General features: G+C 67.6%; 13 protein-coding genes. 8 read left to right on the top strand and 5 right to left on the bottom strand.

The window, feature by feature from the left end:
* Window positions 1–33 precede the first annotated feature (33 nt).
* Both AC1Q6E_RS05055 and AC1Q6E_RS05050 read left to right on the top strand, forming a co-directional pair.
* The gene (locus tag AC1Q6E_RS05055) at window positions 34–930 is read left to right on the top strand and encodes an alpha/beta fold hydrolase (protein WP_152795051.1); all 897 of its coding nucleotides are present in this window, start codon (window positions 34–36) and stop codon (window positions 928–930) included.
* 60 nt (window positions 931–990) lie between these two features.
* On the top strand, window positions 991–1,338 hold the full coding sequence (locus tag AC1Q6E_RS05050; protein ID WP_152795049.1) for a RidA family protein: 348 nt from the start codon (window positions 991–993) through the stop codon (window positions 1,336–1,338).
* Between the two features lie 25 nt (window positions 1,339–1,363).
* On the opposite strand, the gene AC1Q6E_RS05045 is transcribed toward AC1Q6E_RS05050, so the two are convergent.
* Window positions 1,364–2,218 carry a M90 family metallopeptidase gene (locus AC1Q6E_RS05045; RefSeq protein WP_152795046.1) on the bottom strand — a complete coding sequence of 285 codons (855 nt, stop codon included), beginning with the start codon at window positions 2,216–2,218 and terminating at the stop codon, window positions 1,364–1,366.
* A gap of 83 nt (window positions 2,219–2,301) precedes the next feature.
* On the opposite strand from AC1Q6E_RS05045, the gene AC1Q6E_RS05040 reads away from it, so the two are divergent.
* Window positions 2,302–4,536, top strand: coding sequence for a RelA/SpoT family protein (locus AC1Q6E_RS05040; RefSeq protein WP_152795044.1), 2,235 nt, complete (start codon window positions 2,302–2,304; stop codon window positions 4,534–4,536).
* 42 nt (window positions 4,537–4,578) lie between these two features.
* On the opposite strand, the gene AC1Q6E_RS05035 is transcribed toward AC1Q6E_RS05040, so the two are convergent.
* Both AC1Q6E_RS05035 and ompR read right to left on the bottom strand, forming a co-directional pair.
* Window positions 4,579–5,940: an ATP-binding protein gene (locus tag AC1Q6E_RS05035; protein WP_152795042.1), complete on the bottom strand. Its 1,362-nt coding sequence runs from the start codon at window positions 5,938–5,940 to the stop codon at window positions 4,579–4,581.
* A gap of 17 nt (window positions 5,941–5,957) precedes the next feature.
* Window positions 5,958–6,686: an osmolarity response regulator transcription factor OmpR gene (gene ompR / locus AC1Q6E_RS05030; RefSeq protein WP_087779290.1), complete on the bottom strand. Its 729-nt coding sequence runs from the start codon at window positions 6,684–6,686 to the stop codon at window positions 5,958–5,960.
* 121 nt (window positions 6,687–6,807) lie between these two features.
* On the opposite strand from ompR, the gene AC1Q6E_RS05025 reads away from it, so the two are divergent.
* The 4 genes from AC1Q6E_RS05025 to AC1Q6E_RS05010 are packed head-to-tail and all read left to right on the top strand — an operon-like array spanning window position 6,808 to window position 9,417.
* Window positions 6,808–7,230 (top strand): hypothetical protein, encoded by a 423-nt coding sequence (locus tag AC1Q6E_RS05025; RefSeq protein WP_152795040.1) that lies wholly within the window; start codon window positions 6,808–6,810, stop codon window positions 7,228–7,230.
* Window positions 7,231–7,284: 54 nt separating this feature from the next.
* The gene (gene tsaB / locus AC1Q6E_RS05020; RefSeq protein WP_152795038.1) at window positions 7,285–8,067 is read left to right on the top strand and encodes a tRNA (adenosine(37)-N6)-threonylcarbamoyltransferase complex dimerization subunit type 1 TsaB; all 783 of its coding nucleotides are present in this window, start codon (window positions 7,285–7,287) and stop codon (window positions 8,065–8,067) included.
* Window positions 8,064–8,597 carry a ribosomal protein S18-alanine N-acetyltransferase gene (gene rimI / locus AC1Q6E_RS05015; protein WP_492572323.1) on the top strand — a complete coding sequence of 178 codons (534 nt, stop codon included), beginning with the start codon at window positions 8,064–8,066 and terminating at the stop codon, window positions 8,595–8,597. Before tsaB ends, rimI begins: the two co-directional genes overlap by 4 nt.
* On the top strand, window positions 8,587–9,417 hold the full coding sequence (locus AC1Q6E_RS05010; RefSeq protein WP_152795036.1) for a uracil-DNA glycosylase: 831 nt from the start codon (window positions 8,587–8,589) through the stop codon (window positions 9,415–9,417). The genes rimI and AC1Q6E_RS05010 overlap by 11 nt, the downstream gene beginning before the upstream one ends.
* 79 nt (window positions 9,418–9,496) lie before the next feature.
* On the opposite strand, the gene lplT is transcribed toward AC1Q6E_RS05010, so the two are convergent.
* Together lplT and queF are read right to left on the bottom strand one after the other, a co-directional pair.
* Window positions 9,497–10,816: a lysophospholipid transporter LplT gene (lplT, locus tag AC1Q6E_RS05005; protein WP_152795034.1), complete on the bottom strand. Its 1,320-nt coding sequence runs from the start codon at window positions 10,814–10,816 to the stop codon at window positions 9,497–9,499.
* A 128-nt stretch (window positions 10,817–10,944) separates the two neighbouring features.
* Window positions 10,945–11,364 carry a preQ(1) synthase gene (queF, locus tag AC1Q6E_RS05000; RefSeq protein WP_152795032.1) on the bottom strand — a complete coding sequence of 140 codons (420 nt, stop codon included), beginning with the start codon at window positions 11,362–11,364 and terminating at the stop codon, window positions 10,945–10,947.
* Between the two features lie 279 nt (window positions 11,365–11,643).
* Between queF and smc the strand changes: the two genes are divergently transcribed.
* Window positions 11,644–15,174, top strand: coding sequence for a chromosome segregation protein SMC (gene smc, locus AC1Q6E_RS04995; protein WP_296561041.1), 3,531 nt, complete (start codon window positions 11,644–11,646; stop codon window positions 15,172–15,174).
* The last annotated feature ends 55 nt before the right edge of the window (window positions 15,175–15,229 follow it).

Here is a 15,229-nt window from a genome sequence, read left to right as displayed (position 1 = left end):
AATCCGGAGTCCGGCCCAGCAAGGAACGCCTTCATGAATTACGACGCCTCGCCCGATTCTCTTCAGCCCCGCCTGGAATTCGTGACTTGCCTGAGTCCGGCGGGCCTGCACCGTATGGCGTATTGGGAGTGGGGGGACCCGGCCAACGACCACGTGCTGGTCTGCGCGCACGGCCTGACCCGCTCGGGCCGCGATTTCGACACCCTGGCGCGGCGCCTGGCCGGCCGCTACCGGGTGGTCTGCCCGGACGTCGTCGGCCGCGGCCGTTCGGACTGGCTCGCCAATCCGGCCTATTACACGGTGCCGCAGTACGTGGCGGACATGATGCCCCTCCTGGCCCGTGTGCAGGCCGAGACCCTGCACTGGTTCGGGACTTCGCTGGGCGGCCTGATCGGCATGGCGCTGGCGGGCCTGCAGGCATCGCCTATCGACAAGCTGGTGCTGAACGACGTGGGCCCGCACCTCGATCCGGCCGCGCTGGCTCGCATCGCGCAGTACGTAGGCAAGGCGCCGGCTTTTGGCAGCTTCGACGAGGCGCGGGCCTACGTGAGCACCGTATCGGCCTCGTTCGGCCCGCATACCGAGGAACAATGGGACGAGTTGACGCGGCACGTGGTGCGGCAGGTCGACGGCCCGGCCGGGCCCTGGACGATGCACTACGACCCGGCCATCGCCGAGGCCTTCGCCGCAATGGATCCCGCCACGGCCATCGCGGCCGAGGCCACGCTCTGGCACGTCTACACCAACATCGAGTGCCCCATCCTGATCGTGCACGGCGAACATTCGGACCTGCTCACCGAAGACACCGTGGCGGGGATGCTGGCCCGCAACCCGCATGCGCGGCGCGTCGACGTGGCCGGCGTCGGGCATGCGCCTACATTCATGACGCCCGCGCAACTGGATCTGCTGGACGATTTTCTGCGCAGCTAGGGGTCATCGCGGCCTGCTATGCTTGCGACTCCGAATCTGCTCCACAAAGAGGAAAACTCCATGAGCATCGAGCGTTTCAGTGTCGGCAAGCGCATGTCCGAAATGGTCGTGCACGGCGGCGTGGCCTATCTGGCCGGACAGGTGGCCGATGATCCGTCGAAGGATCCGGCGGACCAGACCCGCCAGGTGCTGGCCGCGATCGACAAGCTGCTGGCCGCCGCCGGCACCGACAAGACCCGCATCCTGCGCGCGCAGATCTTCCTGGCCGACATTGCCGATTTCGCCGCGATGAATTCGGTCTGGGATGCCTGGGTGCCGGCCGGCCACACGCCCGCCCGCGCCACGGTCGAGGCCAAGCTGGCCGCGCCGGAATACAAGGTCGAGATCGTCGTCACCGCGGCGGCCTGATCCCGATCCGCCGGGCCGCCGCCGTTCAGCGGGGCAGCGCGGGCCCGGTTCCCAGCGGATCCTGCCGGTAATAATGAGTCAGCAGCGCATACCATTCGGGCATCGCGCGCGACAGCGGCTCGGGATGCACGAAGAAGGCCTCGGAACTGACGGCGAAGAACTCGGCCTCGTCCGTGGCCGCATACGGATCCAGCGGCAATTGGGCATACCAGTGATCCGCCTCCTCGGATTCCGGGTCCACGTCGGCCGGGATGGCCGCCTCGACTTCCTCCAGCCGGGCCAGCAACGCGTCGTAGCTGCGTTCCAGGACGGCGCGCCACAGCCTGGGCCGGATTCCGGCATGCGCGTGCAGGCTGGGCATGCCGTCGGCCTGGCCATGTTGCAGGTCGAGCTTGTGGGCGAACTCGTGGATGACCACGTTGAAGCCCGGAGGCCGTTCCAGGCCTGGGCCGGCGTCCTCCCAGGACAGGACGACGGGGCCGCCGTCCCAGGCCTCGCCGGCGGCTTCCTGGACATATTCGTGCACGACACCATCCTCGTCCACGTCGGAACGGGGGATCAGGAACCCGCTCGGGTAGACGATGACTTCGGACCATCCTTCGTACAGGCCGGGATCCAGGTACAGGATGGGCAGGCAGGCTTGTACCGCGATGGACAGGCGGATCTCGTCGGTCAGGACCTGGCCGCCCGCGCCGGTCATGGCCTTGCTTGCCAGGAACCACGCCGTGCGCGTCCGCAGGGCTTCGCGTTCGTCCCCGGTCAGGCGTCCGAGGAATGCATGCGAGGCCAGCGTTTGGGTCCATAATTCCGGATTGATGCGAGCCTGCATCCGCTCCACGCGTTGCTTCGAGGCGCCGCGGGCAAACAGCCATCCCAACATACAATGAACTTCCCTGGTGGATAAGCGACTAGAGTACCGTGCCGGCGGCCAGGACGGGCCGGCATCGCCCAAAGTGTAAGACCATGAACGAATCCGCTCCTGATACTTCCGCGGCCCTGTCGGCGACTTTCGGTCCCGATTGGGAGCAGGCGGCCAATGCCGGCCTGTCGGAGGCGGCGCAACTGGATTTGCGGAAGGCGCTCGAATGGTCGTTCCCCCGCTATGCGCGCGAGCCGGCCGTTCCCGGGGGCGAGGGCTGGGCCCAGCACGCCGCGGGCGTGGTCGCGATCCTGGCGGGGTTGCAGGTGGACGGCCATACCCGCATGGCGGCGCTGCTGGCGATCGCCGTGGGCGACCGGGACGTCAGCGCCAATCCGCACAAGGATCCGGTCACGCTCCAGTTCGGTCCCGAGATCGGCAAGCTCGTGCACGGCTATCGGGCCCTGATCCGCCTGGGCCAGGTCACGCGCGACGCCAGCGATGCCTCGGCCGGCAGCGGCGCGCAGGCCGAGATGCTGCGCAAGATGCTGCTGGCCATGGCGGCCGACCTGCGCATCGTGCTGATGCGTCTGGCCTCCCGCCTGCAAACTCTGCGTTGGCACGCCCAGCACAAGGTGCCGTTGCCGGAGGCGCTGTCGCGCGAGACGCTGGAGCTCTACGCGCCGCTGGCCAACCGCCTGGGCATCTGGCAGGTCAAGTGGGAAATGGAGGACCTGGCCTTCCGCTTCCTCGAACCGGTCCGCTACAAGGAGATCGCCCGGCTGCTGGAGGAAAAGCGCGTCGAGCGCGAAGCCTTCATCGCGGACGCCATCGCGCGGGTGCGCGAGGCCCTGGGGAGCGCGGGTATCGCGGCCGATGTCACCGGCCGGCCCAAGCACATCTACAGCATCTGGAACAAGATGCGCAACCGGCGCCTGGATTTCGCCGATCTCTATGACCTGCGCGCGCTGCGCATCATCGTCGAGGACATCCGTACCTGCTATACGGTGCTGGGTCTGGTGCACCACCTGTGGACGCCGGTGCCCGATGAGTTCGACGACTACATCTCGCGGCCCAAGCCCAACGGCTACCGCTCGCTGCATACGGTGGTCTACGACCACGACGGCAGGCCTTTCGAGGTGCAGATCCGCACGCGCGAGATGCACCAGTTCGCCGAGTTCGGGATGGCGGCGCACTGGCGCTACAAGGAAGCTGGCGCCAAGGGCGGGCAGGTCAGCGCCGATTCGGAATACGACCGCAAGCTCAGCTGGATACGCCAACTGCTGGCCTGGAAGGCCGATGTCCAGGTCGACGACCAGTTGGGACAGGCGGCGCTCGATACGCTGGCCGACAGCATCTACGTGCTGACGCCGCAGGCGCGGGTGATCGAGCTGCCCCCGGGCGCGACGCCGGTGGACTTTGCCTACCAGGTCCATACCGACCTCGGGCACCGTTGCCGCGGCGCACGGGTGGACGGCGCCATGGTGCCGCTCAACACACGCCTGATCACCGGCCAGACGGTAGAGATCATCGCGGCGAAGTCGGGCGGCCCCTCCCGTGACTGGATCAACCCCCAGTTGGGCTATCTGGCCAGCCAGCGCTCGCGGGCCAAGGTGCGCGCCTGGTTCAACGCCATCGACATCCAGGAGCGCATCGCCCAGGGCCAGGGCATGTTGGAAAAGGAACTCCAGCGCCTGGGCAAGACCGCGACCAATCTCGAATCGCTGGCCCAGCAACTGGGCTTTGCGTGCGCCGAGGACTTGTACGTCGCGCTGGCCAAGGACGAATTCAGCCTGCGGCATGTCGCCGTTGCCTTCGAGGCGCCGCCGCCCGATGCCGGTCCCGATCTGTCCGCGCTGACGCGCGACAGCCGTCCGGAAAGCGCGGTGCATGCCGGCAAGAGCGGCGTGCTCGTGGTGGGCGTCGATTCGCTGCTGACACAATTGGCCAAGTGTTGCCGGCCGGCGCCACCCGACCTCATCTCTGGTTTCGTGACCCGGGGCAGGGGCGTCTCGATCCACCGCTGCGATTGCAAGAGCTTCCGCTCGCTGGCCGCGCGCGAGCCCGAGCGCGTCATCGACGTGACCTGGGGCGATACGCGCGAAGCGGTCTATCCCGTGGACATCGTGGTGCTGGCCAATGACCGCCACGGACTGCTGCGCGATATTTCGGAAGTGTTCGCGCGGCAACGCATCAACGTCATCGGTGTCAACACCCAGAGCCGGCAGGCGATCGCCCGCATGGTCTTCACCGCCGAGGTCGGCAACGGCGAGCATCTGGTGCGGGCGTTGGCGGGCATACGCGAAGTGCCCGGCGTGCTGGAGGCCGACCGGCGCTGAGCGGGCCGGGCGTGGAGTGTGTCCGCCGGCGGCCGGGGCCGCTTATTTGGCGTCGGCCGATTTCTGCGTGGAGGCCGGCAGGGTGATGCGGGCGGTCAGGCCGCCGCCATCCCGGTTCAAAAGATTCAGGGTGCCCCCCGCGCGTTGCAGCAGCCGCTTGACGATGGCCAGGCCCAGCCCGGCGCCGCCGGCGTTGGTCCGCGCATCCGAGCCCCGGGTGAAGGGGCGGGTGAGCCGGGGAACGTCCTCGGGCCGGACGCCGGGGCCGCGGTCGGAAACGTCGATCAGCACATTGCTGCCCTGGCTGCTTACGGTCAGGTCGATGTGGGGCGCTTCGCCCGGTTTGTGTCCGTAGCGCCGGGCGTTCTCCAGCAGGTTGCCGACCACGCGCTGCAGGTCGGCCGAGGCAATGCGCGCCCACTGGTTGGGCGAGATCGTGACCTGTAGCGAGCCGCCCAGCGTTTCGGTGTGGCTGCATTCGCGCTCGACCATCTCGGACACGAGTTCGGAAATGTTGGTGTTGCGGTCGGGCGTGCTGGCGGGCCGGGCATATTCCATGAACTGCCCGATGGTGCGGTCGATCTGGGCGAGATCCTCGTCCACGGCATCGCGGCTGGCCTCGGAAACGCCGCTCAGCTCGATTTCCAGCCGCAGCCGCGCCAGCGGGGTGCGCAGGTCGTGGGAAATGCCGGCCAGCATCAGCGCCCGGTCCGCCTCGGCGCGGTCCAGTTCCTCGATCATGCTGTTGAAGTTGGTGTTGACGCGCCGGATTTCCTCGGGACCGCTTTCCGGCAGCGGCGGCGGGGTTTCGCCGCGCGACAGGGCCAGCGTGGCGCGCGACAGGCGCGACAGCGGCCGGTTGACGAAGCCGACGATGACCGCCGCGCCCAGGAGCGACAGCAGCAGGGCGGCCGCGCCCCAGCCCAGCCATTCGACGCCGGGAACGCGTTCGGCCCGGTCGCGTTCGACCACCATCCAGTAGTCGTCGTCGTCGATGGAGAAGCTGACCCACAGGCCGGGGATGCGGTTGACTTCCCAGGCCACGATGGTTTCTGGCCCCAGGCGGTCGATCACCTGCTCCTCGACCCGCTGCAGGACCTGGCGGTCGGGCAGGCGGACGGTGAGGTCATCCTTTTCGTGGGGGTAGATCTGGATGCCTTCGTTGGTGGCCAGATCAAGAAGCAGGTAGCGGCGTTCCTGCGGCGCGGAATGGATCAGGGCGGCGCGGGTGATGTTGACGACGGTGACGATCTGCTGGGCGACTTGCTGCGCGCGCGGCTCGACCTCCATGCTGCGGAAGGCCTGGAGCCACGCTGCCAGGCTTGCCGTCATCAGGACAGTCAGCAAAAGAAAGGTCCGGCTGAACAAACCCAGCCTGGACGCAACGCGCAGGGCGACCGACATGAATGCCTACGAGCGGATCAACTGCCCCCATCGGGTACGAACACGTAGCCGAGGCCCCATACCGTCTGGATGAACACGGGTTTGGCCGGGTCGGGCTCGATCAGCTTGCGCAGCCGAGAGATCTGCACGTCCAGGCTTCGATCGAAAGCTTCGTATTCGCGGCCGCGCGCCAGCTCCATCAGCTTGTCCCGAGACAGGGGGATCTTGGGATGGCGGGCGAAGACCTTGAGCACGGAGAATTCGCCGGTGGTCAGCGCCACGGGTTCGTTGTCGCGCGTGAGGGTGCGGGTTGCCAGGTTCAGCACGTAAGGGCCGAACGTAACGGATTCGTTGTCCTGGCTGGGAGCGCCCGGATGCTCCTCCGGACCGCGCCGGCGCAGCACCGCGTTGACGCGCGCCAGCAGTTCGCGGGGGTTGAAGGGCTTGGGCAGGTAGTCGTCCGCGCCCATTTCGAGCCCGACGATGCGGTCGACGTCCTCGGCCTTGGCCGTCAGCATGATGATGGGAGTGCTGTCGCGGGCGCCACGCAGGCGGCGGCAGATCGACAGGCCATCCTCGCCCGGGAGCATCAGGTCGAGCACAAGCAGGTCGAAACGCTCGCGCTGCCAGAGCTTGTTCATGGTCTGGGCGTTTTCTGCGACCCAGACGGAGAAGCCCTGTTCTGCGAGATAGCGGCGCAGCAGATCGCGCAGCCGCACGTCGTCGTCGACGACGAGGATTTTCTTGGGGGCGTTGGCTAGTGACATGGCGCGAATGTAACGGAGGAGTTTGTGTCAATCCAGGGAGGGACATTGGTTGTTACATAAATGCCCGTTTGGTCACGCAGGCATCTATGACGCTGTCATGGGTACATCGTATGATTGAAACGTGAACAAAGTATTCGACTCCACTCGTACGGCAGGACCCAGCGCAGCACTCATGCTGGGCGGGCTGTTCGTGATGATAACGGTATTGGCCGCCGGCGCGGCGATCGGCCAGGTCAGGGATCCGCGCGCGCCGCTGTCTCGCGCCGAGGGGGCGCGCTCCGCCTCCGCGCCGGGCGGCTTTGCCAACCAGGTCGAAAGCGCGGTTTCACGGGCCGATGCGCAGGCCAGCGCGGCCAATGCCGCCCAGGCGGGGCAGTCCGGCGTGATGCGCGCCGCCATGGATCCCTGGGCCGGGCCGGTCAGCCAGGACGAAAAACGGGTCGGGCCGCGCAAGCTGTCCTCCGAGGAGCGGGTCTTGCTGCGGCAGGAAATCCGCCGCGCCAGTGAAGAAGTGTACGAGCCCTATCGCAAGCACAAGCACTGAAAACCGGCCGGCCATCCCGGTATTTCTTCTCGTCTGGTCTTACAATCGCAGCCCATGTCGCTGCATATCCTTTCTCTAGAAACCTCCTCCGCCTGGTGCGGCGTCGCCTTGTTGCGCGCCACGGACGCCGGCGCCGTCGACCTTGTCGTGCGTGAGCACCAGGGCGTGCAGGAGCATTCGGCCCGGCTGCTGCCCATGGTGCAGGAGGTGCTGGACGAGGCCGGTATCGCCCGGACGAAACTGGATGCCATCGCCTTCGGGCAGGGGCCCGGGGGGTTCACCGGGCTGCGGGTCGCCTGCGGCGTGGCGCAAGGACTGGGGTTCGCCCTGGAGCGGCCGGTGATACCCGTGGTGTCGCATGCCGCCGTGGCGCAGCAGGTCCAGGATGCCGGCCAGCGGCCGCTGGTGGTGGCCATGGACGCGCGCATGCAGGAAATCTACCTGGCGGTCTACCGCCGCGAATCGCCGGACCGGCTGGCCTGCCTGATCGAGCCGCAACTGATGGCGGGCGAGGGGCTGGAGGCATGGCTGCGCGCGAGCCTGGCCGGCCTGGGCGGGCCAGCGATGCGGTCGCCCTGCCTGTGCGGCGACGCGGCGAAGGCCTATCCGGAGGTGTTCGCCGGTTTCGGCGCGGACGAGCGGGCGGACGTTGCGCGGCCCACGGCCGCGGCGGTCGCCCGCCTGGCCCACGGTGCCTATCTGCGGGGCGAAACCGTCGCGCCGGAGCTGGCCGCGCCGTTGTACGTGAGGGACAAGGTGGCCTTTACCACCGCGGAAAGGGAAGCCGGGGCGGGGGGCAACCCCCGTGTCGCCCCATCGTCGGGAGCGCAATCATGAATGCGGTGCAGGGCCGGGCGCCGATCGACGCGGCGCGCATCCTGGCGGCCTGGGGACAGGCCTGCCGTCCGATGGCTGAAGCGGATCTCGACCAGGTGGACGAGATCGAGCGCCAGATCTATTCGTTTCCCTGGACGCGCGGTAATTTCGCCGATTCGCTGCGGTCGGGCTATGACGCCTGGGTGGTGCGCGACCAGGAGTTGCTGCTGGGTTATTGCATCGTGATGGTGGCGCTGGACGAGGCGCACCTGTTGAACATCAGCGTGGCGCCGCCGGCGCAGGGCCAGGGCCTGGGCCGGCGGCTGCTGGGCTGGGTCGAGCAATGCGCGGCCGCCCGCCATGCGCAAAGCCTGCTGCTGGAAGTGCGACCCTCGAACCTGGTGGCCAAGAGCCTGTACGAGCGCGCGGGCTACGAACGCATCGGCTTGCGCCGTGGCTACTATCCGTCGATGCGGGGGCGGGAAGACGCGATCGTCATGCGCAAGATGCTGGCGGTCCATCCGGTGTCCGGAGGTACCGATGGCAACTGAGCGCAAAGCCGCCGAAGGCGTCAACCCGGTGCGGCGCGCGTGGCTGCGAGAGCTGGGCGTGGAGCGGTTGTGGAGCCTGCCGGCCGCGGTGGCGCCGGCATCCGCGCCTGAAGCGCCCGGGGTGGCCGCCATGCCCGACGCAGCCGTGCCCGACGCCGCCGGCGCCGGACTGGCGCCGGTCCCTCTTGTGGCCGGGTCCGCCGCGGTGTCGCCGGGTCCGGCCCCGGAGGCCGTCGTGGCCGCGCCGGCGCCCGCCGACCCCGAGCAGGCCTGGGCGGCCTTGCAGGACGAGGTGCGCGATTGCATGGCCTGTGGCCTGTGCCAGGGGCGTACGCAGACAGTCTTTGGCACCGGTTCGCCCAAGGCGCGGTGGCTGCTGGTGGGCGAGGCGCCGGGAGAGCAGGAAGACAAACAGGGCGCGCCTTTCGTCGGGCGGTCGGGCAAGTTGCTGGACAGCATGCTGGCCTCCATCGCGCGTTCGCGCCAGCACGATGTCTTCATCGCCAACGTCATCAAGTGCCGCCCGCCGGGCAACCGCGATCCGCTGCCCGAGGAAGTGGCGCGGTGCAGTCCTTACCTGATGCGGCAGATCGCGCTGATCAATCCGGAAATGATCCTCGTCCTGGGGCGGTTCGCGGCGCAGACCTTGCTCGAAACCGATGCGCGCATCGGCAGCCTGAGGGGCAAGGTGCACAGCCTGTCGGTGGCGGGGCGCAAGGTGCCGGTCGTGGTGAGCTACCACCCGGCCTATCTGTTGCGCAGCCCGGCCGAAAAAATCAAGGCCTGGCAGGACCTGCAACTGGCCTTGTCGGCGAGCTAGGGCCTGTCCACGCCAAATCCCCGCCCGCCTTGGCTCGGATCACCCGCATGGCCCGCGGCATGGGCCATGGAGGGCCGGGTCACTCTCCGCGCAGCGCCGTGCCGTGCGCGCGGCTGCCTATCACCAGATCGAGGTCGGGGTGGGTGCGGTGGTTGTGGCGGTTCCAGGCCATGATCAGCAGCATGAGGCATGCCACCAGCGTGCCGAAGATGATGATGATGGTGTTGATGGGAATCTGCATGCCCAGCATCAGCGAATAGACGGCCACCATCAGCAGGATGTTGAGCTGCTCGTTGAAGTTCTGGACCGCGATCGAGTGGCCGGCCGACAGCAGCACATGGCCGCGATGCTGGAGCAGGGCGTTCATCGGCACGACGAAGAAGCCGCCCAGTCCGCCGATGGCGATCAACAGCGCATAGACGAACCAGGGTTCGTAGGCCAGCGGCATCAGCATCACGACCAGCCCCATCACCACGCCCATCGGAAGCACCATCAGCGCATGGGGCAGCGGCACCTTGCCGGCCAGTGTGGCGCCCAGGATGGTGCCGACGGAAGCCACGCCCATCAGGATGGACGCCTTGTTCAGCGGGAGCCCGAGCTGCACGCGGCCCCATTCGATCACGATCAGTTGCAGCGTCGCGCCGGCGCCCCAGAACAGGGTGGTCACCGCCAGCGAGATCTGGCCCAGCTTGTCGCGCCACAGCGTGGACACGAAGCAGCCGAAGGTGGTCAGCAGCCTGATCGGGTTGCGTTGCTGGCGCGGGTAGTGGACGCCGGTGGAGGGGATGAGCAGATTGAAGAACGCGGCGATCAGGTAGACCACCGCGATGACCATGATGGCCGCCTCGGCCGGCGTCTGCAGGGCCGGGCCGAAGCCCGGGCTGAGGTCCAGGGACAGCAGCCAGGCCGACACCTTGGGGCTGATGAGCGCGCCGCCCAGGACGACGCCCAGGATGATGGACACCACGGTCAGCCCTTCGATCCAGCTGTTGCCCTTGACGAGCTGCTCGGGCGGCAGCAGCTCGGTGATGATGCCGTACTTGGCGGGCGAATAGGCCGCCGCGCCGATACCCACCAGGGCGTAGGCCGCGCATACCGTGTAGACCTGATGGTGGTCGGCCAGCCCGAAGCTGGCGTGCGCGAACATCGTCAGGCAGCCGATGATCTTCACCGAGTTGGTGGCGAACATCACCCGCCCCTTGGGGAAGGCGTCGGCGAACGCACCCACGAAGGCCGCCAGCAGGACGTAGGCCAGGGCGAACGACCATTTGATCATGGGCGTCATCCAGTCCGGTCCGTCCAACTGCTGGATCAGGGCGATCGCGGCGATGAAAAGCGCATTGTCGGCCAGCGAAGAAAAGAACTGCGCCGCCATGATCAGGTAAAAGCCGCGTTTCATCGGTAGGCGTGGACTCGTGTGCCTGTGAGTGGATCGGGGAGTGCCGCACTCGGGGCACTACGGCAGGGATGCGTGCCGCGCATCGTAGCGCAGGTTCCGCAGCCGCGTCCCGGCCGATCCGGTGGTAGTTACCCGCGGATATTGCTGCCGGGTGCGAATTCCTGCAGTTGCACGGCCGGCTGCGGCGTCCAGCCTGGCTGGCGATGCTCGGCGACGACGTTGGTGAAGATGCCGCCGCGCACGTACCACTTGGCGGTGATCCGCATGAAGCGAGGGGACAGCGCGCGCACGAGGTCGTCGAGGATTTCGTTGGTGACGGCTTCGTGGAACTTGCCTTCGTTGCGGAAGCTCCAGGCGTAGAGCTTGAGGCTTTTGAGCTCGACGCACAACTGGTCGGGGATGTAGTCGATGACCAGCAGGGCGAAGTCCGGCTGCCCGGTCATCGGGCACAGGCAGGTGAATTCCGGCACCTCGATGTGTATCTGGAAGTCCCGCCCCGGGCTGGGGGTGGCGAAGGTGTCTAGGCTCTTGCTGGGTTGGGAGGACATGTCGCTTGCGATCTATACGTAACGAAAATGAAAAAACAGGTTGGGCGGCGGCTCCTGGCGTAACCTTGCCGATGGCCCTTTGGTATTATACGAAGCACTGATGGGCCCACCCCTCCGCGCTGCGCGCGGCCCCTCGAAGGGGGGACGGCACTGACGGACCGGCGGGGCCGGATCCGCGGTGCCCCGGGTCGGAGGGTAGGGCGCGTTTCGTCATATCCGACCGGCTTGGGCGTGGATCGGTTCCTTTTCCAGTCTTTTTTAAGCGAAGCTTCCTTTCCGGTGCGACTTACCCAGATCAAACTCGCAGGTTTCAAGTCGTTCGTCGACCCCACTTCCATCCAGGTGCCGAGCCAGCTGGTCGGCGTGGTCGGCCCCAATGGCTGCGGAAAGTCCAACATCATCGATGCCGTGCGCTGGGTCCTGGGCGAATCCAAGGCCTCCGAGCTGCGCGGCGAGTCCATGCAGGACGTGATCTTCAACGGGTCGGTCAACCGCAAGCCGGCGGCGCGCTCCTCGGTCGAGCTGGTGTTCGACAACGCCGAGGGACGGGCCTCTGGACAATGGAGCCAGTACGGTGAAATCGCCGTCAAGCGGGTGCTGACCCGCGACGGCACCAGCAGCTATTTCGTCAACAACCAGCAGGTCCGCCGGCGCGACATCCACGACATCTTCCTGGGCACCGGCCTGGGGGCGCGTGGCTACGCCATCATCGGCCAGGGCATGATCTCGCGCATCATCGAGGCCCGGCCCGACGAGCTGCGCGTGTTCCTGGAGGAAGCCGCTGGCGTGTCCCGCTACAAGGAACGCCGCCGCGAAACCGAGAACCGCCTGTCCGACACGCGCGAGAACATGACGCGGGTCGAGGACATCCTGCGAGAACTGGCCACCCAGCTCGAGAAGCTCGAGGCGCAGGCCGAGGTCGCGCAGCGCTACCAGGGGTTCCAGGCGGAAAGCGAGCAGAAGCAGCGCTTCCTCTGGCTGCTGAAGAAGCGCGAGGCCGATGCCGACCGCATGAAGCACGCACTGACCATCGAGCAGGCCCAGACCGACCTGGAAGCGGCCACGGCCGGCCTGCGCAAGCTGGAATCCGACCTGGAAGGGACGCGCCAGGCGCACTACGCCGCCAGCGATGCCGTTCATGCCGCCCAGGGAGGGCTCTACGAGGCGAATGCCGAGGTCAGCCGGCTCGAGGCCGAGATCAAGTACGTGGTCGAGGCGCGCAACCGCATGCAGGTTCAACTGGCGCAACTGCAGCAGCAGATCGCGCAATGGAACGAGCAGCACGAGACCGGCAGCGACCAGCTGGCCCAGGCCGAGGAAGACCTGGCCGTGGGCGAGGCCCGCGCCGAGGAGGCGCGCGTCGTCGCCGAAGAGGCGCAGGCCCGGTTGCCCGACGTCGAGGCCAAGGTACGCGACGCCGCTTCCGGCCTGTCCGAGCTGCGAGGCGCGTTGTCGCAGGTCGAGCAGAACCTGGCCCTGACCGCGCAGGAACAGCGCGAAGCCGACCGCCAGTTGCAAGCCCTGGCGCAGCGCCGCGAGCGCCTGGAGCAGGAAGAACGCAACCTGCAGCGCCCCGATCCGGCGCGGCTCGAGCAACTGACGGGCGACCTGGCCGATACCGGGCAGCGTGTCGATCATGCCCAGCAGGAGCTGTCCACCCTCGATACCCAGTTGCCGCAGGTCGATGCCGGCCGCCGCCAGGCCCAGGAGCTGGTGCAGAAGGAAGCCGCCTCGGTGTCGCAGATCGAGGCCCGGCTCTCCGCGCTGACCCGTCTGCAACAGGACGTGCAGAAGCAGGGCGCCCTGCATCCCTGGCTGGAGAAGCATGAACTGACTCAACTCGGCCGGCTGTGGCAGAAGCTGCATATCGAACCCGGCTGGGAAACCGCCCTGGAAGCCGTGCTGCGCGAGCGGCTGGCCGCGCTCGAGGTCAGCAACCTCGAATGGGCCAAGGCCTTCTTCGGCGATGCGCCGCCCGCGCGGCTCGCTTTCTACCAGATGCCGTCGGCCACCGCGCCGGCCCAGGCGCCGGCGGCACTGACGCCGCTGGTCTCGCTGCTGCGCATCACCGATCCGGGCCTGCGTTCCCTGATGGCGGACTGGCTGCGGGACGTCTACACGGCCGCGGACGCGCCCCAGGCGCTGGCCGCGCGCGCCCAATTGCCCGAGGGTGGCCAGTTCGTGGTCAAGGACGGGCACCTGATCGGGCACAACAGCGTCCGTTTCTACGCCGCCGATTCCGAGCAGGCCGGCATGCTTGCGCGCCAGCAGGAGATCGAGAACCTGCAGCGCCAACTGAAGGCGCAGCATCTCATCGCCGACGAGGCACGTTCCGCCGTGGCCCGCGCCGAGGCCGCCTACCAGCAGGTGGCCCAGGCCTTGCCCGCTTCGCGGCAACGCCTGTCCGAGGTCACGCAGCGCCTGCATGCCATCCAGCTTGAACATTCCAAGTTGTCGCAGCAGGCCGCGCAGTCCGAGGAACGCGCCGGGCGCATCCGGGAGGAGCGCGCCGAACTCGAGGCCCAGGAAGAGGAAGCCCGCATCCGCAAGGAAGAGGCCGAAGGCCGCTTCGAGATCCTGGATACCCAACTCGGCGACAAGCAGTCGGCGTTCGAAGATGCACAGATGGCCCAGGAGCAGCGCGAGGCCGATGTCCAGCGCGCGCGCGATCGCCTGCGCGAACTCGAACGTTCGGCCCAGGAGGCCGGCTTCGCCGAGCGGGGCCTGCGCGCCCGTATCGACGAACTGCGCCGCAGCCTGCAGTTGGCGGGCGAGCAAAGCCAGCGCGCCGCCACCGAGGCCGAACGGGTCCAGCAGGAGTTGCGCGTATTGGACGATGCCGCGGCCCAGGCCGGCCTGCAGTCCGCGCTCGAATTGCGCGGCGAGCGCGAGCAGGTACTCAATCGCGCCCGCATCGAAATGGATACCCTGGCCGCGCAACTGCGCGCGGCCGACGAGCAGCGGCTGGCCATCGAACGGTCGCTGGAGCCGCTGCGGGCCCGCATCACCGAGCTGCAACTGAAGGAACAGGCTGCCCGCCTGGCCCAGGAGCAGTATGCGGAGCAATTGGCCGGCCAGGAACTGGATATGGCGGCGCTGGGCGAACAGCTCGATGCACTGCCCAAGGAATGGCAGCGGCCCAATTGGCTGCAAGCCGAGGTGCAGCGCCTGGCCCGCGAGATCGCCGCGCTGGGCGCGGTCAACCTGGCCGCGCTGGACGAACTGAACACGTCGCGCGAGCGCAAGGCCTATCTCGATGCCCAGCAGTCCGACCTGCAATCGGCCATCGACACGCTGGAAGACGCCATCAGGAAGATCGACCGCGAGACGCGCCAACTGCTGCAAGAGACCTTCGATACGGTCAACCGCAATTTCGGCGAACTCTTCCCGTCGCTGTTCGGCGGCGGCGAGGCCAAGCTCGTCATGACGGGCGAAGAAATCCTGGATGCGGGCGTGCAGGTCATGGCCCAGCCCCCGGGCAAGCGCAACAGCACCATCCATCTGCTGTCCGGCGGTGAAAAGGCCCTGACCGCCACCGCGCTCGTGTTCGCCATGTTCAAGCTCAATCCCGCGCCGTTCTGCCTGTTGGACGAGGTCGATGCGCCGCTGGACGATGCCAACACCGAGCGCTACGCGAATCTGGTGCGCCGGATGAGCGAGCAGACCCAGTTCTTGTTCATCTCGCACAACAAGATCGCGATGGAGATGGCGCACCAGCTGGTCGGCGTAACCATGCAGGAGCAGGGCGTCTCTCGCATCGTGGCCGTCGACATCGACTCGGCCATGCAACTTGCCGTCGAGGCCGCCTGATGAGCCGGCAGTCCACGAACCGGCACTCTTTCCACCATGCCCGCCACCGGGAACA

This window comes from Pigmentiphaga sp. MLSB6-MA01, from assembly GCF_058793475.1.
The sequence above is the reverse complement of the archived record's forward strand: the minus strand, read 5'-3'. Positions and strand labels throughout refer to the sequence as shown.

Excerpts from the sequence above, each read along its gene's own strand:
- tsaB (WP_152795038.1), top strand. The coding sequence starts at position 7,285 with ATGTCGCTGCATATCCTTTCTCTAGAAACCTCCTCCGCCTGGTGCGGC.
- AC1Q6E_RS05040 (WP_152795044.1), top strand. The coding sequence starts at position 2,302 with ATGAACGAATCCGCTCCTGATACTTCCGCGGCCCTGTCGGCGACTTTC.
- AC1Q6E_RS05050 (WP_152795049.1), top strand. The coding sequence starts at position 991 with ATGAGCATCGAGCGTTTCAGTGTCGGCAAGCGCATGTCCGAAATGGTC.
- AC1Q6E_RS05035 (WP_152795042.1), bottom strand. The coding sequence starts at position 5,940 with ATGTCGGTCGCCCTGCGCGTTGCGTCCAGGCTGGGTTTGTTCAGCCGG.
- AC1Q6E_RS05045 (WP_152795046.1), bottom strand. The coding sequence starts at position 2,218 with ATGTTGGGATGGCTGTTTGCCCGCGGCGCCTCGAAGCAACGCGTGGAG.
- rimI (WP_492572323.1), top strand. The coding sequence starts at position 8,064 with ATGAATGCGGTGCAGGGCCGGGCGCCGATCGACGCGGCGCGCATCCTG.
- AC1Q6E_RS05055 (WP_152795051.1), top strand. The coding sequence starts at position 34 with ATGAATTACGACGCCTCGCCCGATTCTCTTCAGCCCCGCCTGGAATTC.
- lplT (WP_152795034.1), bottom strand. The coding sequence starts at position 10,816 with ATGAAACGCGGCTTTTACCTGATCATGGCGGCGCAGTTCTTTTCTTCG.
- ompR (WP_087779290.1), bottom strand. The coding sequence starts at position 6,686 with ATGTCACTAGCCAACGCCCCCAAGAAAATCCTCGTCGTCGACGACGAC.
- AC1Q6E_RS05010 (WP_152795036.1), top strand. The coding sequence starts at position 8,587 with ATGGCAACTGAGCGCAAAGCCGCCGAAGGCGTCAACCCGGTGCGGCGC.
- queF (WP_152795032.1), bottom strand. The coding sequence starts at position 11,364 with ATGTCCTCCCAACCCAGCAAGAGCCTAGACACCTTCGCCACCCCCAGC.